The 19,819-nt window shown below is 58.6% G+C and carries 18 protein-coding genes and 1 pseudogene; 13 read left to right on the forward strand and 6 right to left on the reverse strand.

Features of this window, described 5'->3' with window-relative positions; genetic code table 11:
* Nucleotides 1-169: 169 nt before the first annotated feature.
* Nucleotides 170-442: a hypothetical protein gene (locus ASC86_RS15085; RefSeq protein ID WP_056322715.1), complete on the reverse strand. Its 273-nt coding sequence runs from the start codon at nucleotides 440-442 to the stop codon at nucleotides 170-172.
* Between the two features lie 403 nt (nucleotides 443-845).
* Here ASC86_RS15085 and ASC86_RS15090 point away from each other — a divergent pair, with 403 nt between their 5' ends.
* From ASC86_RS15090 to ASC86_RS25275, 4 genes and pseudogenes are all read left to right on the forward strand, one after another.
* Complete coding sequence (locus ASC86_RS15090; protein ID WP_056322718.1) at nucleotides 846-2,957, forward strand: EAL domain-containing protein; 2,112 nt, start codon at nucleotides 846-848, stop codon at nucleotides 2,955-2,957.
* Nucleotides 2,958-3,354: 397 nt separating this feature from the next.
* Nucleotides 3,355-3,711: a hypothetical protein gene (locus tag ASC86_RS26670; RefSeq protein ID WP_082510205.1), complete on the forward strand. Its 357-nt coding sequence runs from the start codon at nucleotides 3,355-3,357 to the stop codon at nucleotides 3,709-3,711.
* A gap of 177 nt (nucleotides 3,712-3,888) precedes the next feature.
* Nucleotides 3,889-4,180: pseudogene (locus ASC86_RS25270) on the forward strand (DUF1778 domain-containing protein).
* Between the two features lie 107 nt (nucleotides 4,181-4,287).
* Nucleotides 4,288-4,608, forward strand: coding sequence for a GNAT family N-acetyltransferase (locus ASC86_RS25275; protein ID WP_348270771.1), 321 nt, complete (start codon nucleotides 4,288-4,290; stop codon nucleotides 4,606-4,608).
* Nucleotides 4,609-5,001: 393 nt separating this feature from the next.
* Here ASC86_RS25275 and ASC86_RS15095 read toward each other — a convergent pair whose 3' ends face one another.
* Entirely contained in the window at nucleotides 5,002-6,024 is a 1,023-nt protein-coding gene (locus tag ASC86_RS15095; RefSeq protein WP_056322720.1) for a LacI family DNA-binding transcriptional regulator, read from the reverse strand.
* A 250-nt stretch (nucleotides 6,025-6,274) separates the two neighbouring features.
* On the opposite strand from ASC86_RS15095, the gene ASC86_RS15100 reads away from it, so the two are divergent.
* The 7 genes from ASC86_RS15100 (at nucleotide 6,275) to ASC86_RS15130 (ending at nucleotide 13,563) form a co-directional block, all read left to right on the forward strand.
* On the forward strand, nucleotides 6,275-7,609 hold the full coding sequence (locus ASC86_RS15100) for an extracellular solute-binding protein (protein WP_056322724.1): 1,335 nt from the start codon (nucleotides 6,275-6,277) through the stop codon (nucleotides 7,607-7,609).
* Nucleotides 7,610-7,712: 103 nt separating this feature from the next.
* Complete coding sequence (locus ASC86_RS15105; RefSeq protein ID WP_056322726.1) at nucleotides 7,713-8,660, forward strand: sugar ABC transporter permease; 948 nt, start codon at nucleotides 7,713-7,715, stop codon at nucleotides 8,658-8,660.
* On the forward strand, nucleotides 8,657-9,598 hold the full coding sequence (locus tag ASC86_RS15110) for a carbohydrate ABC transporter permease (protein ID WP_056322729.1): 942 nt from the start codon (nucleotides 8,657-8,659) through the stop codon (nucleotides 9,596-9,598). The genes ASC86_RS15105 and ASC86_RS15110 overlap by 4 nt, the downstream gene beginning before the upstream one ends.
* On the forward strand, nucleotides 9,595-9,783 hold the full coding sequence (locus ASC86_RS15115; RefSeq protein WP_056322732.1) for a hypothetical protein: 189 nt from the start codon (nucleotides 9,595-9,597) through the stop codon (nucleotides 9,781-9,783). Before ASC86_RS15110 ends, ASC86_RS15115 begins: the two co-directional genes overlap by 4 nt.
* A gap of 3 nt (nucleotides 9,784-9,786) precedes the next feature.
* Entirely contained in the window at nucleotides 9,787-10,884 is a 1,098-nt protein-coding gene (locus ASC86_RS15120; RefSeq protein ID WP_056322736.1) for an ABC transporter ATP-binding protein, read from the forward strand.
* Nucleotides 10,877-11,872 carry an ABC transporter ATP-binding protein gene (locus tag ASC86_RS15125; protein ID WP_056322738.1) on the forward strand — a complete coding sequence of 332 codons (996 nt, stop codon included), beginning with the start codon at nucleotides 10,877-10,879 and terminating at the stop codon, nucleotides 11,870-11,872. Before ASC86_RS15120 ends, ASC86_RS15125 begins: the two co-directional genes overlap by 8 nt.
* Nucleotides 11,873-11,883: 11 nt before the next feature.
* Nucleotides 11,884-13,563, forward strand: a complete 1,680-nt coding sequence (locus ASC86_RS15130; RefSeq protein WP_056322741.1) for a dihydroxyacetone kinase subunit DhaK — start codon at nucleotides 11,884-11,886, stop codon at nucleotides 13,561-13,563.
* Nucleotides 13,564-14,193: 630 nt separating this feature from the next.
* Here ASC86_RS15130 and ASC86_RS15135 read toward each other — a convergent pair.
* Nucleotides 14,194-14,454, reverse strand: a complete 261-nt coding sequence (locus ASC86_RS15135) for a hypothetical protein (protein ID WP_056322745.1) — start codon at nucleotides 14,452-14,454, stop codon at nucleotides 14,194-14,196.
* A gap of 311 nt (nucleotides 14,455-14,765) precedes the next feature.
* Complete coding sequence (locus tag ASC86_RS15140) at nucleotides 14,766-15,341, reverse strand: YidB family protein (RefSeq protein WP_056322747.1); 576 nt, start codon at nucleotides 15,339-15,341, stop codon at nucleotides 14,766-14,768.
* Between the two features lie 536 nt (nucleotides 15,342-15,877).
* Between ASC86_RS15140 and ASC86_RS25860 the strand changes: the two genes are divergently transcribed.
* The gene (locus ASC86_RS25860; protein WP_156387069.1) at nucleotides 15,878-16,024 is read left to right on the forward strand and encodes a hypothetical protein; all 147 of its coding nucleotides are present in this window, start codon (nucleotides 15,878-15,880) and stop codon (nucleotides 16,022-16,024) included.
* A 23-nt stretch (nucleotides 16,025-16,047) separates the two neighbouring features.
* Here ASC86_RS25860 and ASC86_RS15145 read toward each other — a convergent pair whose 3' ends face one another.
* Nucleotides 16,048-16,344, reverse strand: a complete 297-nt coding sequence (locus ASC86_RS15145) for a hypothetical protein (protein WP_056322750.1) — start codon at nucleotides 16,342-16,344, stop codon at nucleotides 16,048-16,050.
* Between the two features lie 449 nt (nucleotides 16,345-16,793).
* The gene (locus tag ASC86_RS25280) at nucleotides 16,794-16,997 is read right to left on the reverse strand and encodes a cold-shock protein (RefSeq protein WP_082510207.1); all 204 of its coding nucleotides are present in this window, start codon (nucleotides 16,995-16,997) and stop codon (nucleotides 16,794-16,796) included.
* Between the two features lie 178 nt (nucleotides 16,998-17,175).
* Here ASC86_RS25280 and ligD point away from each other — a divergent pair, with 178 nt between their 5' ends.
* The gene (gene ligD / locus ASC86_RS15160) at nucleotides 17,176-19,818 is read left to right on the forward strand and encodes a DNA ligase D (RefSeq protein WP_056322758.1); all 2,643 of its coding nucleotides are present in this window, start codon (nucleotides 17,176-17,178) and stop codon (nucleotides 19,816-19,818) included.
* Nucleotide 19,819 lies beyond the last annotated feature (1 nt).

A 19,819-nucleotide genomic window follows, 5' to 3' on the forward strand; every position in this document is an offset into this window, starting at 1 on the left:
CGGGGCCTGACCACCGGCAGGCTCCGGCCGCAACCATTTCCCCCCAGGCTTCACGGGAGATTTGCCTCATCGCCGGAGCCGAAATATCTCCTTGCCAAGATCCCTTGAGTTACGTGCTGTTGCCGCTTTACAGGGAGTTACCCGGAGCGGCACTGCGGACAGAACTCGGCTACAGCCCACCGTGTTCATTCAAAGTGAAGTCGTCGGTTCTGCGCCTGGAAATAATCTTCAGCGACCGGTCCGGCAGGAGTTGGTAGGTCTCACTCCAGTAGTTCCCTTGCTGATCGTGAAATGTGTGAACGAATTTGCTGCCAATTGGCGACTTCGTCAGCTTCGTGCGGGGCTGTCCGCCATAGGTAATGCTGCCAGGGATCGGCTCGATCTGCGCAGTTGTACAGGAGGCGAGCAGTGCCGCCGACACTACGAATACACCGAGCTTCATTGCAGTTCTCCAATCTACCGCAATTTCTAATATACTCCCGTATTCGGGGAGCGTCACCATGAATGCGATCGTTGATAGTCAACCACGCCTAAGTGCGCTCGGGAATACTAGCCTATGCTTGCCGCGATGGGCTGTCTGGTCGGTCAAGGCTGCTTGTTCGGGAAGCCTATTGACGTGGAAGGCTTCGCGGCTGGCTTGGGAAGGATGGACAGCGGCGGAATGGACAAAATTGATGGCTAGCTTCATTGGTCCGAGCCGAACCGGAACGCGTGATCGATGGATCACGAAGCGCCCCTCGATCTCAACTATCGCTCCCAACAACAATGTTCGCGCTCAGTCTTAAGCAGTCGTTTGTAATTTTCCGTCACGTTCAGGTCGGAGTATCAAAGGCCAAGCCGTGAGAATGATTCATCGAATCCGCAGTTCATCCCGAAAAGCGCGAGTTGCCGTCGTCACCGCCATCTTCACCTGCGTCATTGGTTTGATCGCCAGCATCATTTTTACGGCTGTCGTGCGCATGAAAGACGACGCAAACAATATAGACGACGCGCGCGCAGGCCGTGCAGTCACGTCGGCCATCCGGTCCTTTCAGGCTCGCCTTGGTTCGACTGTTCGCGACAATGCGGTTTGGGATGACGCCTACACGAAAATTGGATCGCCAGACGGTGCGGCTTGGGCCTACGAAAATTGGGGAAAAACCACTGAAGACTATCCGCTTTACGATGTTGCGATCGTTCTTACGCCAACGCGGAACGTATTAAACGCCTACAATAAAGGCGCGGCGTTCGACCCCGCTCGGTTTTTTGGAAACAGCCTCTTCGAATTGGCGAAACGCGCGTCATTATCGGGACAACGAGGCGTGACTGCATTTGTACCAACCGCGGACGGAATCTATCTCGTGGCGGCTGGGGCAATTCAACCTTACATCACCAGTCCTTCGATGCAGAATTTCAGCACGCTGTTCTTTGCCAAGTTGCTAACGCCCGAGGTCGTTGAGCAGCTTGACGAAACTTTCGACATCGGAGGTCTGAAGCTTGTCGCCTCTCCAGATCGCGAAGGTCTCAGTATCCCGCTTCTCGGCGACAGCGGACGATCAGTCGCCTATCTACAGTGGCCAAGTCGCATGCCGGGAAACTTGACCTTTAATGCTGTGTACAAGTCGCTGCTCGTAGCTGGAGTTTTATTCGTCTCATTCCTGATGGCGATTGTCGCGACGGCGATTGCCGTGGTACGCGGTCTACATCGCGATGCGCTTTCCGCCAGATTCAAAGCCACGCATGACAGCCTGACGGGCTTGATGAACCGGGCCGGATTGTTAGACGGCATTAAAGCATCAAGGTCTATGCAGGGTGACGGTTTTGCACTCGCGCTTGTTGATCTGGATGGCTTCAAGGAAGTGAATGACGCCTGGGGCCACGCGATCGGCGATCAATTAATCAAGCTCGTCGCCGGACGCATGAAGGAGACGTTGCCCCAGACGCAGATAATCTGTCGTCTGGGTGGGGATGAGTTCGCATTTCTCGGTGCGACCAAGGCGATCGAGGAAAGTTCGGGGGCGTTGATTAGGGCGCTGCATGAACCCTTCCGCATTGGCGGGCGAACGATCGAAGTGGGCGCCAGCATTGGGATCTCGCCTTACAGTTCCGACGTATCCGACGGATACGAGTTGTTGCGGCGAGCCGATATGGCGCTTTATGAAGCGAAAGAAAGTGGTCGAGGCCGGGTGGTGAGCTATCTTGCTTCGCTCGACGTGCAACGACTCCACCGAGCCGAAATGGAAGACAAACTCCGGCGCGCCATTGAAAACGGAGAGGTTCGACCGGCGTTTCAGCCCCTTGTCGATGCCAAGACGGGTTCGTTGCGGGGCGTCGAGGCGCTTGCCCGATGGGTTCCTGAAACCGGGCCAATAAGCCCCGAAGTCTTCATTGCTGTTGCCGAGCGAGCCGGACTGATCGACGAACTCGGGAGACAAATTCTGGAGATATCCGTCGAGACCGCGTCCTCCTGGGATGATGTTGGCTTGTCGGTTAATCTGTCGCCCGTTCAATTGCGCAATCCTGATTTCGCGGCGCTTGTCCAGAGCGTTCTGGAAATGAGGGGCTTTGACCCTTATCGGCTGACACTGGAGGTTACGGAAGGGGTACTAATGTCCAACCCCGAACAGGCAAAGCGCACGATAGCCCGATTGAAATCGATTGGGGTTAAGTTTGCTCTGGACGATTTTGGCTGCGGCTACGCAAGTATAGGTGCGCTGCGTGAGTTCGGGTTCGACCGCATGAAGATCGATCGATCACTTGTAACAGCTCTGCAAGACTCGAAGGGCGCAGGAATATTGAACGCCACTTTATCGTTAGCCAAAGCGCTCGAAATTCCGGTTACGGCTGAGGGCGTCGAAACGCAGGAGCAGGCAGACAGCTTGGCAGAATCAGGCTGCGACCAGTTGCAGGGCTATCTCGTGGGTAGGCCTATGAGTGCTCAGGAGATAGAAGAAATATTCCTGAGGGTCGCTGCCTAGGCTGCTTGAGTATCCAAATGAATGCCGAGGCTGGATTACCGCAGCAAGGCATGCGCTATGAAAGTTGAGTGCCAGCTGCGTTCGTGATTGGCCGGAGGCATGAATCCATTAGCGCGAGCGCAGTATAAAAATCATCGCTGATACACAGACCGTTTGCACGTGCAGTTCGCTCAGTTTTTTCACGCCAATACGACGGAGATTTATGTTATAAGATGGGGAGCGCTGGCGTAGTTTGAGCCGAATACCGACGCAGTTGCCCGTCTACCCAAAATCGCATTCTAAGCAGAGTGACGGCGTGTGAGGCATATTAACTAGCCCATGCAGAAGATTGCGTTCCATGCAGTGCATGGAGCAACTTCTCGGCGTTTCTTCGGGGCTGCCTCTAAGGAGGTTTGCGATGACACTGGTGCTATCAATCCTATCGCTGGGTACATTTGCGGCAATCGTTGTCGGCGCTATAGCGAGTGGGGAGGCCCACCAAGCGAATAGCGGCTGGACCTATCCTCCTGCGTGCTGCAAGGCGCACGCTATAGGAGGGGATTGTGAAGCTATTCCCGCTCGGGATGTCACCCTGGGACCTTATGGCTTTTCAGTCTTCCTGCAAACGGGAGACCACCACCTCGCGACAAGATCACATCGGTTCTTCATCCCATATGGCGATGAGATGCGCTCCGGTGATGGCCAGTACCATATCTGCCTCCACCCCACGGAGAGCGACGTGAACTGCTTCTTCGCACCGCCCGGCAGTGCCTGATCCTTTTTTCGATGCTCGCCAGAACGTAACCGGTGTTCCGCTCCCGCGTTGTCCCCGCCGCCGTGATCTGTGATCGCATATCCATGGACGAACAAACGGAGTGTCTCCATTGATCACCGACGCCGGTGACGCATTGCCGTGTCGTTACTTCATATAATGCACACATTGGAGTTTCTCATGTCGACGTCACACACGAGTAAGAACGGGGACGCAAGCGTTCCACTAAATATCCGGATTAAGCCGGCGACGCGCAATTTGATCGACCGTGCGGCTGAGTTGCTTGGCAAGACCCGCACAGATATCATGTTGGAGGCGTCTGGACGCCGAGCTGGTGCTGCTTGATCGTACGATTTTCACGGTGAGTCCGGAAGCCTATGCAGCGTACCTTGCCCGCCTTGATGCGCCCGCGCAGATTAACGAGCGTTTGAAACGCACCATGTCTACCAAAGCGCCCTGGGATCAGGCGTGACCGTAACGGCGCCGTTTCCTTTGGCCGATCATCATGAGTTGGCCGAATTCGATTCCGGCGTTTCCGAACTGGACACTTGGCTTCATCGACACGCCCGTCCCATTCAGGTGAGTGGCGCGCCACGTATCGTTGTAGTCTGCGAAGGAAGTCATGTCATTGGCTATTACGCGCTCGCCTCAGGAACGGTGAAGCTGCCAGAAGCACCCGGCCGATTTCGATGCAATATACCGGATCCGATCCCAGTCGCGGTCCTAGGTCGACTAGCTGTAGATCGGGCCTATCAAGGCAAAGGTTTTGGTCGTGCCCTGGTCCGAGATATGGGACTCCGCCTGCTCAATGCCGCTGAGATATTTGGCATTCCGTGGCGTGCTCCTGCGTTCTCCGTCAGAGCCAATGATGCTGATGATAGGACTAGGAAACCTCAATAGTGCACTTGACGCCTAGTATGGTTTAACACTCCGCATAGCCTAATCTCCACCTTCCGCTAAGATGCAGAAGTTGCTTTAAAATATCTGAAATGGACCAGTCTTAATAAATACTTATTGAACTGTTGCCCATTCCTACGGCAACGCCCGCACCGTCGCGTCGCATGATCAGCGATCATCGGGTCGGACCCTCGTTCGGGGCGGTCCTTCTGAGCAGGTGGCCAACGTTACCCTACATATCGACGAGGAGATCGTCGTGTTCGCACGCCTCGTCAATGCAGCCAAACTTTGTATTGAATCGGTGATACGGTGGATCACAGAAGTCGATGTTCTCGACGTTCGAAATGAGGCGCGCACCTCAAGCCCAAGGATCTCTTAATGAGGAGACTCCCCACTTTAAAGATTTTCCTTAAGAAGGACTTCGATTCTAATCCGCTCCTGGGCCGCAAGTGGCTCGCGCGCGTCGGAACGCGCCCGCATGATGCGGACTGCGCTTCGCACCGCATGACCCGGATCCTGCGCGATAACAGCGTCGATCCGATTGTCACCTAGCGCCGCTTCCGTGAAGGGAGTACGCTCGTGTGCCACAACGACGAGATTGGCGAGATCCACTCTGGCTGCCGCCGCAACCAACGGAACGCGTGCCTCCGAACTCAATACATAAATAGCGATAATATCTCTGTTGTTGTCGAGCACGCGGGGGATAATCTGGCCGGCGCGCGCCTCATCCGCATGCGTTTCGATCGACGGGAGACACTGAAGATATGGAAATTGCTCGTTTATTTTTGTATCGAAACCATGCCTGCGCTGGATGCTATCCATTGACTGCATCGTCTCGGCAATGACCATCACCTTACCAGTCGCGCCGCAGGTGAAGCGCCCGATCAGCTTTCCAGCGGTCGCACCCGCGGCAAAGTTATCAACCCCCACGAAGTCCGCCGCAGGTAGCTTCTCCTGGCCAGATAAAAACTGCACCACCTTTATGTTTCTTTCCAGAAGTCGTGCGACAGCATCGCGGACCTGTGGCGATTCCGGCGCCATGAGCGCAACGCCATCGATCTCCTTGTCATGGATCCCTCGGAGATACTTCGCGATCCCATGGGCGTCATCAATGGGAATCTGAACGTAGTCTACCTCGGTCAGGTCGGCTTTGAGGGCCGCCTTCAACTCCCTTACCCGCTGGAACAACTCGCGAAGATAGAGATCCCCCGACCGAGGCAAGACAAACCGGAATCGATAACTTTTGTTTCGCGCCAGGCTTACGGCCGCAGGATTCCGAATAAAACCAATTCTCTCAATGGCTTCATTAACGCTCCGGGCCGCCTTCTTACTGACGTTCGGTCGGTCGTTCAAGACGCGGTCGACGGTCGCAAGGCTGACACCGGCGGCTTCTGCAAGGTCTTTCGCTGTAGGCCGCATATGGGCTCATAACTCCATTCGAAGGGCTACGTTTCTCGCAAAAACACAAAAAACGCAAGAATTGATGTGCGGACCTCAGAAATCGCTTGCATTGAGGTGCGCACCTCAGTTATTCCTGCATTGTGATGACGCGACGCCAAGACCTGAAAGGACAGTCGCGCCAGGCGCCGCACGCTTTCAAATGTCGTCGCCAACACTCGCACTTACCCTCTTGATGGAGGTCGAGAGGTCAACGGGAGGAGCCCCAGTTATGAAGTCTCTTTTGACGAGCTCGGCACTCGCTGCCGGGATGTATATTGCTGTGTCCGCTGCGGCGGCTTCCAGCGCCGAAGCTGCCGATCTGACCCTTTGCTGGGCCGCGTGGGACCCCGCCAACGCTCTCGTCGAACTCAGCAAGGATTTTGAGGCCAAGAGTGGCAACACGATGCACTTCGAATTCGTGCCCTGGCCGAACTTTGCCGATCGCATGCTCAACGAACTCAACTCCGGCGGCAAGCTATGCGATCTCCTGATCGGCGACAGCCAGTGGATCGGCGGTGCAGCTGAGAACGGCCAATACGTGAAGCTCAATGATTTCTTCGACAAGGAAGGGATCAAGATGGACGACTTCATCCCGGCGACCGTCGTCGGCTATGCGGAATGGCCGAAGAACACGCCAAACTATTGGGCGATGCCGGCCTTCGGCGATGTCGTCGGCTGGACCTATCGCAAGGACTGGTTCGCACGCCCCGAACTTCAGGCCGAGTTCAAGCAGAAATACGGCCGCGACTTGGCCGTGCCTAAAAACTGGGCCGAACTGACCGATATCGCGGCGTTCTTCCAGGGCCGCGATATCGACGGCAAGAAGGTCTACGGCGCTGCCATCTATACCGAGCGCGGCTCGGAAGGCATCACCATGGGCGCAACGAACGCGCTCTACAGCTATGGCTTCAAGTATGACAACCCGGAAAAGCCTTACGAACTCGAAGGCTTCGTGAACTCGCCCGGCGCGGTCGCCGGTCTTGAGGCCTACAAGAAGCTCTACGATTGCTGCACACCGCCGGGCCACTCCGACGCCTACATGACCGAGGACGTCGATGCCTACAAGTCCGGTCAGGTCGCCTTGCAAATGAACTTCACGTTCACCTGGCCGGGCATCAATGCCGACGCCAATGTCGGTGGCGAGAAGTCAGGCTACTTCCCGAACCCGGCCGGCCCCGATGGCGTGCAGTTTGCGCAACTCGGCGGCCAGGGCATCTCGGTGGTGGCGGCCTCCGAGAAGCAGGCCGAAGCGCTCGCTTACATCAAGTGGTTCTCGCAGCCCGAGATCCAGCAGAAATGGTGGAAGCTCGGCGGCTACTCGGCCCTTCGCGCCGTCGTGGAAGACCCGAGCTTCGCGACAAGCCAGCCCTATGCCAAGCCGTTCCTCGACTCGATGGCGATCGTGAAGGACTTCTGGGCGGAGCCGTCCTACGCCTCGCTCCTTCAGGCCGCGCAGAAGCGGTTCCACGACTATGTCGTCGCAAACCAAGGCACCGCGAAGGACGCGCTCGATGGTCTCGTGAAGGACTGGACCGCTATCTTCGAGGACGACGGCAAATACTGACGCTTACGCCCGCTTCCCCCGGCAGCGAGCGTCATGCAGGGCCGGCCCCTAGCGGACCGAGCCGGCCCCGCAATTCTTCATTTTTATGCCCAAGGAGACGGACATGCTCCAATTCCCGATCGATCGGATCGCCAGCGCGACGCCGCCTGCAATCGCCGCGCGCGTCAAAGGCCTGTCCGATCGTGCCATAGCCTGGCTCTTCGTCGCGCCATCAATCGTGTTGCTGCTTGCCATCAACATCTTCCCTCTGATCTGGACGATCAGGCTGAGTTTTACCAACTTCCGCGTGAACCGACCCAATGCTCAGATCGAGTTTGTCGGCCTCAGGAACTACATCAACATTCTGACAGATAGAGATATCTGGCTCAGCATGCAGGCGACCGCACACTTCCTGATCTGGACCATCGTCTTGCAGGTGCTGATCGGCTTTTCGCTGGCCTATCTGATCAACAAGAAATTCCGGGGCAACGATCTGTGGACGACGATCATCGTCCTGCCAATGATGCTGAGCCCCGCTGTCGTCGGCAATTTCTGGACCTTCCTGTACCAACCGCAGATCGGCCTGTTCAACTATGTCGTGGGCTTCCTGACCGGAAGCGATCCGTCGAGCTTTTCGATGATCGCAAGCACGTCACTGGCGCCCTGGGCCATCATCATCGTCGATACCTGGATGTGGACGCCTTTTGTCATGCTCATCTGCCTTGCGGGTCTGCGCTCCATTCCGCCGAGCATCTACGAGGCAGCAGAATGCGACCGCGCCAGCAAATGGCGGCAGTTCTGGACCATCACCATTCCGTTGGTGCTGCCTTTCCTGATGCTCGCCGTGCTCTTCCGCGGCATCGAGAACTTCAAGATGTTCGACCTCGTTGTGCAACTGACGGGCGGCGGGCCTGGCTCGATCACCGAACTGACCTCGATCAACCTCAAGCGCGCGGCTTTCGAGCAATGGCGGACCGGTTACGCATCCGCCTACGCCGTCATTCTTTTCGTCACCGTTTTCGGCCTCGCGTCGATTTACGTAAAAGCCCTGAACAAGGTCAAAAAACGATGAGCACATATTCCGTTACCGAGCCGTCGGGACGTCAGAAGTGGTTCGCCGGTATTCTGGTCGTGCTCTACGCCGTCATCACCCTGCTTCCCTTGCTGTGGATCATCGGAACCGGTTTCAAATCCCCCGCGGACGCGATTGCCTACCCGCCCAAGATGATCTTCGAGCCGACGGTTGAGGGTTACGTCAATCTCTTTACCACTCGGACCCGCGTCCCGGAGGATCAGTTGAAGGCGTTGGGCGAGCCGACGACCTGGTACGACAAGCTGGTCCGCAAGAACGGTGTGATAATCACCGGAGCGTCACGCTTTGCCGAACGGTTCACCAATTCCGTTATTATCGGCTTCGGCTCGACCGTCCTGTGCATCGTGCTCGGCACGGCGGCGGCGTATGCCTTCTCGCGCTTCAAGGTGCCGTTGAAGGACGATCTTCTCTTCTTCATCCTATCCACACGGATGATGCCGCCCATCGCGGTCGCCATCCCGATCTTCCTGATGTTCCGCTCGCTCGGGCTCAGTGACACCCATGCCGGCATGATCCTGCTTTATACGGCTGTGAACCTCTCGCTCTCCGTCTGGCTGCTCAAGGGCTTCATCGACGAGATCCCGGTCGAATACGAGGAGGCGGCGCTCATCGACGGTTACACCCGCTTCCAGGCCTTCTATAAGGTCGTGCTGCCGCAGGCCGTCACCGGCATCGCCTCTACCGCGATCTTCTGCCTGATATTCGCCTGGAACGAATATGCCTTCGCCGTGCTTCTGACCTCCGGCAATGCCCAGACGGCGCCGCCCTTCATTCCCACGATCATCGGTGTCAGCGGCCAGGATTGGCCGGCGGTCGCCGCGGGCGCCACCATCTTCCTCGTTCCGGTCATGGTCTTCACCATCCTGCTTCGCAAACATCTGCTGCGCGGCATCACCTTTGGAGCGGTTCGCAAATGACGACGTTTCTCAACCGCCTCCTCCGCCTGCGCCGCAACGCATGGGAGATGGTCGCTTCGGTCCTGATCGCGCTCGGCGTCGTCATGCTGATGCAGCCCCTGTCGCTGACGCTCTTCTCGTTTTCCTTTCTCGTGACGCTGGTGGGAACGGTCATGTTCATCATTGTCAGCCATTTCCCGGAGTGAACCATGGCACAGATCAGAATTGAGAATCTGCGCAAGGATTTCGGGGCCTTTAACGCCGTGAAGTCGTCCAGTTTCACAGTCGAAAACGGCGAGTTCTTCATGCTGCTCGGTCCGTCGGGCTGCGGCAAGACGACGACGCTCCGGATGATGGCCGGGCTTGAACTTCCCACCAGCGGTGAAATTTACATCGGTGGCGAGGAGGTCGGAATGAAGAGGGCAAGCGAGCGTGACATCGCCTTCGTCTTCCAGATGTTCGCCCTCTATCCGCATATGAACGTGCGCAAGAACATATCCTATCCGCTCGTCAGTCAGGGCTTGAACAAAACGGAAGTTGCCGCGCGCGTTGCCGAGGTCGCAAAGATATTGAGGATCGAGAACATCCTCGAAAAGCCGGTCGGCGGCCTTTCGGGCGGCGATCGCCAGCGCGTGGCGCTCGGCCGCGCCATCGTGCGCAAGCCGAAGGCCTTCTTCATGGACGAACCGTTGGGCGCCCTCGATGCGGAGTTTCGCGAGCATATGGCAGAAGAGTTGCGCGCGCTGCACGATCGTATGGGCGCAACCACCGTCTATGTCACGCACGATCAGCTCGAAGCCATGCAGATGGGCGACAAGATCGTGGTGATGAATCACGGGGTCGTTGAACAATTCGGCAAGCCGCAGCAGATCTACGACTGGCCGGCAACCAAGTTCGTTGCCAAGTTCATCGGCTCGCCGCCGATGAACTTCCTGGAGTTCGACGGCGCGATCGACATCGGTGGCAATGAAATCAACCTTGCTGGCACCTCCGTAAAAGTACCGGTATCTCGGGAAAAGCGGCTCGGCAAGCTGACGCTCGGCGTGCGGCCCGAACATATGCGGTTTCGGGACAGTGCCGCATTCGCCGGCCGGGTGATTGCCGTCGAATATCTCGGCACGACACAGATCGTCACATTGGAAACGCCGCACGGAGACATCAAGGCACGTACACCTTCGAACCAAGCTGCACGCGTCGATGAACTGATCGGCCTAGAGTTCGACACCAGAACTCTTACGATCTTCGATTCGATATCAGGGAAAGCTCTGGTTTCCGAGGCCAATGAGGGAGTCCTGAGCCATGGCTGAGGTCATCCTGCAAAACATCACGAAATCCTTTGCCGGAAATCGCGCCCTCGACGACATCTCGATGATCGTCCCGGATGGTTCGTTCGTCGTCCTTCTCGGGCCGACGGGCGCTGGCAAGACGACAACGCTACGGATGGTGTCGGGCCTCGATACCCCCGACTACGGTGAGGTCTTCATCGGCGGACGGTCGATGCGCGGCCTGACGCCGGCGCAACGCAACGTCGCGATGGTGTTCCAGCAGTATTCGCTCTATCCGCATCTGTCGGTGCGGCAGAACCTGGAATTTCCGCTGAAGTCGCCGCTCTTGAGGACGCCGCAGCGCATCATCGACGAGAAGGTGAACGCGGTTGCTGAAACCCTGCAGATTTCCCACAAGCTCGACAACAAGGCAACCGCGCTTTCGGGTGGAGAAATGCAGCGCGTGTCGATTGGGCGCGCACTGGTCCGCAATCCGCAAATCTATTTGATGGACGAGCCTCTCAGTTCGCTTGACGCGAAACTGCGCTCCGATCTGCGCATCGAACTCAAGAACATCCAGGCCAAATCCGGTGCGACCCTGCTCTACGTCACGCACGACCAGATCGAAGCCATGACGATGGCAACCCATGTCGGGGTTCTTCATGAGGGCAAGGTGGTCCAGTTCGGTTCGCCGCGCGAAATCTATGAGCAGCCGATCAGCATCTACGCGGCGACGCGCCTCGGACAGCCGCGCATCAACGTGCTTCCCGCCGATCTCTTCCCTGCAGCACCGGCAAACGCCAAATCGATCGGCCTGCGTCCCGAACACATCCATCAGGGCGAGGGACAGAACGCAACGGTCATGCGCGTCGAACATCTCGGCGATCAGACGCGCCTGCATCTATCTTTCAAGACGCACAATCTCATCACCGTCACCGATGCCCATACGGAATTCAAAGGTGGCGAGACTGTAAAGATCCAGCCCCGCAAGCCGCTTTACTTCGACGCGGCCGGCATGCGCTTAGTTTAAGGGAGGCGAGAATGTCACAGTTCCTCAACAGCAAGGAAAATGCCGTTACCGAAGCGATTGATGGGCTGCTGGTCGCCTCCGGAGGCGCGCTGAGCCGGCTCGACGGCTACCCTCATATCCGCGTCGTCGTCCGTTCGGACTGGGACAAGAGGAAGGTAGCGATCGTCTCGGGCGGTGGATCAGGGCACGAGCCTGCCCATGCGGGTTTTATCGGCAAGGGAATGCTGACGGCGGCCGTCTGCGGTGATGTGTTCGCTTCGCCGAGTGTCGACGCGATCCTGGCCGCCATCCTTGCCGTCACGGGACCGCCCGGTTGCCTGCTCATCGTCAAGAATTATACCGGCGACAGGCTCAATTTCGGCCTGGCCGCCGAACGCGCCCGTGCCTTCGGCATGAATGTCAGCATGGTCATCGTCGACGACGACATCGCGCTGCCCAACCTGCCGCAGGCGCGCGGCGTAGCGGGCACTCTCTTCGTGCACAAGATCGCCGGCGCTCTGGCCGAGAGCGGCGCCGATCTTGAGGGCGTCACCAGGGCGGCCCGCCGGGTCATCGACAACACAAGCTCTATCGGCATGTCGCTGGATACCTGCACCGTGCCGGGCTCTCCGAAGGAGAACCGGATCCCGGAAGGCCATGCCGAACTCGGCCTCGGCATTCACGGTGAAGCGGGCGTCGAACAGGTCACCTATTCCGGGGCGAAAGGTGCGATTGCCGCGATGGTCGGGCATTTGGCCGCAACAATGGCGGAAAAACCTCACGTGGCACTGGTCAACAATCTCGGCGGCACTTCGGTGCTGGAAATGTCCGTGCTCGTTCATGAACTGACACAATCGACGATCGCCGGACGCATATCGCATATTGTGGGGCCGGCGCCGATGATGACGTCGCTCGACATGCAGGGCTTTTCGATCTCGGTCTTCCCGGCTGACAAGGGGGAGCTGGAACTTCTGTCCATGCCTGTCTCGATGCCCGCTTGGCCGGGTTTAACGAGCATTGTCCCCGCCGCGGTGATATCGCTGCCAGACGGCCTGACACCGATCGCACCGCTTCCCTCCAGGCATGAGTCCACGCGTCAGTTCCTGGCGGATTGCTGCACTCTGCTGATCGGCGCGGAGAAAGATCTGAATGCGCTGGATGCGAAATCCGGCGACGGCGACACCGGCTCGACGCTGGCGGGAGCCGCGCGGGCACTCATCGAAGCCCTCGATCGTCTCCCTCTTTCTGATCACACGCAACTCTTCCGGGCTATCGGTCAGGAACTGAGCCAGACGATGGGCGGCTCGTCCGGTGTGCTTCTGGCGATCTTCTTTGCCGCGGCCGGCGACGGCGCATCAAGTGGCTTGACGATCCGGGAATCCCTGAAGGCAGGTCTTGCCCGCATGCAGGAGATCGGCGGCGCACGCCTGGGTGACCGAACCATGGTGGATGCCCTCTCGCCTGCTCTGGACGCCCTCGACCAAGGGTTCGTCCCTGCCGCGGACGCAGCGCGCACGGGCGCGAATCTGACGGCAACGCTCTTGCACGCCAAAGCGGGACGGGCGGCCTACATCAACGCAAAACAGCTTGAGGGCCATATCGATCCGGGTGCGGAGGCAGTGGCGCGACTGTTCGAATATCTCGCAGCGCGCGCGAATACAGCCGGTCCGCTAGCGGACGAACAGCCGGCCAGCGCGCGCGTAACGGGCTGATTTCAAGAATGGAAGCGGAACGCAACATCATTCTGGGCGCCCATTTTCGCGCCGGACCATGACCCGGGTAGGGGCTGATCAGGCTTGACTAATGCCCGCAAGTAATGGGCCGATTGACACCTTGCCCGCCCTTTGCGGCTCCCGACCCCGCGTGATATCGTAGCCCCAAGTTCGAGGTCGCTGTGCCGACATTGAGCTCGACGTCGCCGGTCTCCGAGCGGGATATGTGTTTAAACGTGGAAATTTGACCCTTTCGGCGCCGACCCATGACCCCGTCGAAGCCGGAGCTAACCGCCGGCCCATATTCAGGATTCTAGAATGTTGGCGGGCTTAACGTTCCCCACCTATCTTGGGGTCAATTGCTCTACCGAACCCCATGGACCCTGCCGTCGACATCAACCGACTATGAGGATGACTTTAAGCGCATAAAATACCCGGGAGGTCCCAGATTGCCTGATGACTTGTTGGTCGGAACGTGGCGGTGAGGCATTCGCGGCAGATCGCAGGGCATGCATCGACGCCATCGATTGGCCCCCAGGAAGGCTTCTCGCGCGGTTGAAGCGCTTACGATGTCAGCCGTGGAAGCCGGCATACTCCGCCAGTAACGATGAGGTTAGCGCGAACGCCCCGTTAAAAGGTTTGCAATCTCCATAGCGCGAACGCAAATCCGGCAATCCCCGCGATCACTACCAGTTCTGCGAGCCTGCGCATCTGCCGTCGCGGATTTGCAGCGAGCAGCCCCAAATTCTCCGCGCGCGTTCGTATCTGACGCATCTGCCTTCTGAGGCGGGCAAGCTCCTTATCGGGATTCATTTCCTGCGGTAGGATGCCGACAAAATCTTTCTGAACATCCACCACACCTTTCGGTACAGGTGAGCCGATCTCCTCCATCGTCTGTTCTCCTATCTTGTTCCAGTCCATTGTGCTGACCGCTACCAAACGCCTGATCGTCCAACCCGGCACTGAAGTTAGGAATGTCCTTCCCTCATTGCTGGTGGATGGGAGGACCCGGTTAACGAGGAGCCGCGTCCTCTTTGTCGTCAGATGTTTTGTTGGTTCTGCACGGCTGAAGCCCTCGGGTTTCGAGGGGATTTGCCCCGAGGATAACCTCAAAGACATGCTGCTTTGCAGGTGCCGACCTGACTGCTTCGCGTAGTTGTATGTCCGCGAACCCGACTCGATATCGTTAAGATCGACGGCACTCAGCGGCGGGAAAACCCAACCCTCCCTTGTACGCTGGTAGGCCTAACCGACGGTACGGACGACGGTGCGAAGGTCTCCTCCTCGTCGGACGGCACCTGGCCATCCGGGGTCAGATCGTCAACGGCCCTCGGCAAATCGCGGCTGAGTCGGCTGAGAATTTCATCACCCGACAATCCGGTCCGCGCGGAAAGGTCACTGAGAATTTCAGGTCCGAGAACCTCGGATAGCTGTATGCCGTCGATGGGTTTGTTTTCGCCTGGTTGGACCCAGGAGTTCGCGGTATCGCCGTGGCCTTTTTCCTGGAATTGCTTGAGCAAATCGCCAAGTCCGCCAGCCAAACCGCCGCTTCCAATTCCGCCCCCGAAGAGACCGCCGAGCCCGCCCAAGCCCCCCTGCGAGCCGCCCCCGGTTAAACCACCAACTAGATCTCCGAGGCCGCCCGACTGCGGTCGGCCATCGGGACCGAGTTGCGAAGGGGTCCGCAGGCCTCTGAGTATCTCCGCGATCTTGTCACGGTTCTGATAGCCCGCCACGGCCAAGACGCCCAACAGGGCTTTCAAAGCGTTGCTCGCCATATCCAATCTCCTCAAGTCCATATTGATAGGAAAGCCTCCGGACAGCCGCTGCGCTGCCGCTGGCGTGTTCACTAAACTGAAGATGGATGGGACATGTTCCCGCACGACGACGATATTCGATATCTGCCCGGTTTTCCTGCTCTCTAGTTCTCAGGGGGTCTGCTGTGAACAGGCCAGTCCCGCCGTCTACGTTGCGTTGCCGGCCACAGGGGCCTTCGCAATCGACGCAAGGAGCGGCCGATCTGTGGCGGGATTGAACGTGCCGTCCGCGTAGGAGCCAAGCAGATACCTGGCAAACGCGTTGCGCGCGTTCGGATGACGGCTGCGCTATGATTGCGAGGTGATCTCGTCAACGACGATCCGTAAGGCCGAAAGTTCTGACGGCTCGAAGAAACCCGATCCCATCTCGCCCTCCGCGCTCGTTTTGATCGTTCCAAGGGAATCTCGGTGGACGATAAAAGCTTCAGGTCTTCATCACAACCGTCTGTGCGACAGGATGAAGGACGAAAAGGCTGGGATTTGCTCGGCGAGCCGGCGTGACTTTAAAATCCGCCGAGGCGATGGACATCATTCTGGCCGGGGGAATGCCGGTCCATCTTTATGACGATGAGATGAGGGCCATCCTCATGGGAGCGGCGAAGGCGATCAGGCAGATCGAAGCAGCGATCATCGTCTACGCTTGATCGCCGATGACGCCCTTCGAACCTCACTCCACGTCGTCGACCACAGCCTCATTGGCTCGCGTCGCGCTGAGATCATCTTTCGTGAGATGGAGCAGGTCTGCGGACGCGCCTTCCCGATCGTATTTCTCGCTCGCGATGGTTTCGAGCAAGGGCCTGTGTCGCTTCAAGAGCCCGACAGGGCCGAGCGAATCCGGATCGAAGGATTGCAGTGTGCTGGCATAGATGAAGACGTCGATCGTCGCTCCCTCGGCCGTCTGCATTGGCCAGAACAGCCCAAGTTCCTTCGGCGCCGATGCGCCGTTCTTTCTGTTGAGAGGCATTTCGTTTCCTGCATGCGTGTCTGTTGATAGGGAGGCCCGCGATAGGGCGGGCTGCTCGAGACTCCCGGGTCCCGTCCGTTTGAGATGGAAGGACGGTGCTGAAGTGGAGCGCGGCGGCAGGAAGTCAATCGTGCCGGCAGCTGAGGAGCCTCCCGAAAAGACGAACGGCGCTCGACCCTTTCGGGGAGCGCCCTTCGAATCCGGTCAACTACGAACGCGCTGCAGAGCACCACCGCTGCACGCAGTCATTGAATACGTGTGGCGAGCGTTAGATGGAACGCGGCGGCGGGGAGTTCAAGGCCATCTCGATCATCGATGTTCCGCGGAGGCAGACCGAGACATGTATCGAAAATGCCGCTGCCCTTCAGAGCTTTTTTGCCGGCGAACCGGATCAGCGTACCTTAGAATTGCGCGGCGACATCGACCAGCCGCCGCGCGTGCCGCGCCGATCAGATCGCGCGAACGTTTTCGGCTTTCGTCTTGCCGGTCTTGCGGTCCTGACCGAGGTCATAGCTGACCTTGGAACCGTCCCGCAGCGTCACGCCGGAGATCACGCCTGAGACATGGACAAAGACATCCTGTCCGCCATCGTCGGGCGTAATAAACCCGAACCCCTTGTCCTGATTGAAAAACTTAACCGTACCTGTCGTCATGTAATCCTCGTAAGTTGGGCGGCATTGCGCAACACCGAGCATATTGGCCACGAAAGGCACGCGCAACCAGACATCAGCGGGGGACAGAGCGGAACAACAATCCATCGCGCGGGGTTTCGTCTCGACGCGCCCGGACCTACGAAGGGCGTCGGCAACGCGAGATGGATCGAGGTCGATGATGGCGGCTGACAAGCTCTCAACCTACAAGAAGAAGCGGGATTTCAAGCAGACGCAGGAGCCGAGCGGCGCGACCGCCGTCAAACCATCGGACAAGCTTCGCTTTATCATTCAGAAGCACGATGCCACACGCCTGCATTATGATCTGCGTCTCGAACTCGACGGCGTGTTCAAGTCCTGGGCGGTAACAAAGGGACCATCGCTTGACCCAAGCGACAAGCGTCTCGCGGTCGAGGTCGAGGATCACCCGCTCGACTATGGCGACTTCGAAGGCACCATCCCGAAAGGCCAGTATGGCGGCGGCACGGTGATGCTTTGGGATCGCGGCTACTGGGAGCCGGAAGGCAATAAATCGCCGGAAGAGGCGCTCAAGAAGGGGGATTTTAAGTTCACGCTGCACGGCAAGCGTCTGCACGGCAGCTTTGTGCTGGTTCGCATGCGAAACGACCGCGACGGCGGCAAACGCACCAACTGGCTCCTCATCAAACATCACGATGACTATTCGGTCGACGAAAACGGTGCTGCGATCCTGGACGAAAACATGACATCGGTCGCGTCGGCCCGCACGATGGATCAGATAGCGGCCGGCAAAGGGCGCAAGCCCAAACCGTTCATGATGGCGGATGGCGATGTAGAGGCTGATGCCGTCTGGGACAGCAAGAAGGGTCTGGCAGCTGACGAGCGCAAAAAAAAGCGGTCTGGCAGAAACGTGGAGACATCGACTGCGATCGACCTGCCCGACTTCATCGCGCCCCAGCTCTGCGAGACGCTGGAGCGACCGCCCGCCGGCGATAAATGGCTGCACGAGATCAAGTTCGATGGCTATCGCATCCAGATGCGGGTTGCCGACGGCAAGGTCACGTTGAAGACCCGCAAGGGCCTCGACTGGACCGCCAAGTATCCCGAGATCGCGGACGCTGCCTCGTCGCTTCCGGACTGTATCATCGACGGTGAGATCTGCGCCCTCGACGATAACGGTGCTCCGGATTTTGCCGCGCTACAGGCGGCTCTTTCCGAGAGGAACACCCGCAACCTCGTATATTTCGCTTTCGATCTGCTATTCGACGGTGGTGAGGATTTGCGGGAGAAACTTCTGACAGATCGGAAGTCCCGGTTGCAAGAACTCATCGCTGACGCCCCCGATGATCCGCATCTGCGTTTCGTCGAGCATTTCGAAACCGGCGGCGATGCGGTCCTGCGTTCTGCCTGCAAGCTATCCCTTGAAGGCATCGTTTCGAAGCAGGCGGATGCGCCCTATCGATCGGGCCGGACCGAGAGCTGGGCGAAGTCCAAATGCCGCGCCGGCCATGAAGTGGTCATCGGCGGCTATGCCAAAACGAACGGCAAGTTCCGCTCCTTGCTCGTCGGCGTCAACCGCGGCGATCATTTCGTTTATGTCGGCCGCGTCGGCACGGGTTATGGCGCGAAGAAGGTCGAGACGCTGCTCCCGAAGCTAAAAGCGGCCGAGACCGACAAATCGCCCTTCACCGGTATAGGCGCGCCAAAAAAGGAAAAGGAGGTTGTCTGGCTGAAGCCTGAACTCGTCGCCGAGATCGAGTTCGCCGGCTGGACAGCAGACGGCCTTGTGCGGCAGGCCGCCTTCAAAGGCTTGCGGGAGGATAAGCCGGCGGCCGAGGTCGAGGCCGAGAAGCCGGCTTCGCCTGCAAAGACCGAGACGCCCGAGCCCGACGCTGTGATGAAGACAAAACCCAGCCGACGCAAGGGCGCGAAAGCTGAGGTCATGGGCGTGTTCATCTCGAACCCCGACAAGCCGCTCTGGCCAGACGCCGGTGATGCCGAGCCGGTCACGAAGGAGGATCTAGCCCGCTATCACGAGGCTGTCGGCTACTGGCTCATCGACCATGTGAAAGGCCGGCCATGTTCGATCATCCGCGCGCCAGACGGTATCGGTGGCGAGCAGTTTTTTCAACGGCACGCCATGCCGGGAACGTCGAACCTCCTCGAACTGGTCAAGGTGTTTGGGGACAAGAAGCCGTATCTGCAAGTCGACCGGATCGAAGGCCTCGTCGCCATCGCCCAGATCGGCGGCATCGAGCTGCATCCGTGGAACTGCGAGCCCGGCCAGCCGGAAGTGCCGGGCCGCCTCGTGTTCGACCTCGATCCTGGCCCTGATGTGGAATTTTCCGCAGTGGTGGCCGCCGCGCGCGAAATGCGCGATCGTCTCGACGATCTCGGCCTCATCAGCTTCTGCAAGACGACCGGCGGCAAGGGACTACACGTCGTGACGCCGCTCGCCGTCAACAAACGCAAGCCGCTCTCTTGGGCCGAGGCCAAGGGCTTTGCCCATAACGTCTGCCAGGAAATGGCCCGCGACAATCCGGACCTCTACCTGATCAAGATGACCAAGAGTCTGCGCGGCGGGCGGATTTTCCTGGACTACCTGCGCAACGATCGTATGGCGACCGCCGTCGCGCCCCTGTCGCCGCGCGCGCGGCCGGGCGCCACCGTGTCGATGCCGCTGACATGGACGCAGGTGAAATCCGACCTCGAACCGAAGCGGTTCACCCTGCGGTCCGTCCCGGCGCTGCTGGCGAAGACAAGCGCGTGGGAAGACTATTGCGACGGACAGCGCCCGCTCGAACAGGCCATCAAGCGGCTCGGTAAGCACAAGGCTGCGGCATGAT

Origin of the sequence: Rhizobium sp. Root1212 (assembly GCF_001424985.1) — a bacterium.
Classification (GTDB): domain Bacteria; phylum Pseudomonadota; class Alphaproteobacteria; order Rhizobiales; family Rhizobiaceae; genus Pararhizobium.

What these genes read in the sequence shown, in the direction of transcription:
- ASC86_RS15085 (WP_056322715.1), bottom strand. Translation starts at nt 442, where the DNA reads ATGAAGCTCGGTGTATTCGTAGTGTCGGCGGCACTGCTCGCCTCCTGT.
- ASC86_RS15090 (WP_056322718.1), top strand. Translation starts at nt 846, where the DNA reads ATGATTCATCGAATCCGCAGTTCATCCCGAAAAGCGCGAGTTGCCGTC.
- ASC86_RS26670 (WP_082510205.1), top strand. Translation starts at nt 3,355, where the DNA reads ATGACACTGGTGCTATCAATCCTATCGCTGGGTACATTTGCGGCAATC.
- ASC86_RS15095 (WP_056322720.1), bottom strand. Translation starts at nt 6,024, where the DNA reads ATGCGGCCTACAGCGAAAGACCTTGCAGAAGCCGCCGGTGTCAGCCTT.
- ASC86_RS15100 (WP_056322724.1), top strand. Translation starts at nt 6,275, where the DNA reads ATGAAGTCTCTTTTGACGAGCTCGGCACTCGCTGCCGGGATGTATATT.
- ASC86_RS15105 (WP_056322726.1), top strand. Translation starts at nt 7,713, where the DNA reads ATGCTCCAATTCCCGATCGATCGGATCGCCAGCGCGACGCCGCCTGCA.
- ASC86_RS15110 (WP_056322729.1), top strand. Translation starts at nt 8,657, where the DNA reads ATGAGCACATATTCCGTTACCGAGCCGTCGGGACGTCAGAAGTGGTTC.
- ASC86_RS15115 (WP_056322732.1), top strand. Translation starts at nt 9,595, where the DNA reads ATGACGACGTTTCTCAACCGCCTCCTCCGCCTGCGCCGCAACGCATGG.
- ASC86_RS15120 (WP_056322736.1), top strand. Translation starts at nt 9,787, where the DNA reads ATGGCACAGATCAGAATTGAGAATCTGCGCAAGGATTTCGGGGCCTTT.
- ASC86_RS15125 (WP_056322738.1), top strand. Translation starts at nt 10,877, where the DNA reads ATGGCTGAGGTCATCCTGCAAAACATCACGAAATCCTTTGCCGGAAAT.
- ASC86_RS15130 (WP_056322741.1), top strand. Translation starts at nt 11,884, where the DNA reads ATGTCACAGTTCCTCAACAGCAAGGAAAATGCCGTTACCGAAGCGATT.
- ASC86_RS15135 (WP_056322745.1), bottom strand. Translation starts at nt 14,454, where the DNA reads ATGGAGGAGATCGGCTCACCTGTACCGAAAGGTGTGGTGGATGTTCAG.
- ASC86_RS15140 (WP_056322747.1), bottom strand. Translation starts at nt 15,341, where the DNA reads ATGGCGAGCAACGCTTTGAAAGCCCTGTTGGGCGTCTTGGCCGTGGCG.
- ASC86_RS15145 (WP_056322750.1), bottom strand. Translation starts at nt 16,344, where the DNA reads ATGCCTCTCAACAGAAAGAACGGCGCATCGGCGCCGAAGGAACTTGGG.
- ASC86_RS25280 (WP_082510207.1), bottom strand. Translation starts at nt 16,997, where the DNA reads ATGACGACAGGTACGGTTAAGTTTTTCAATCAGGACAAGGGGTTCGGG.
- ligD (WP_056322758.1), top strand. Translation starts at nt 17,176, where the DNA reads ATGGCGGCTGACAAGCTCTCAACCTACAAGAAGAAGCGGGATTTCAAG.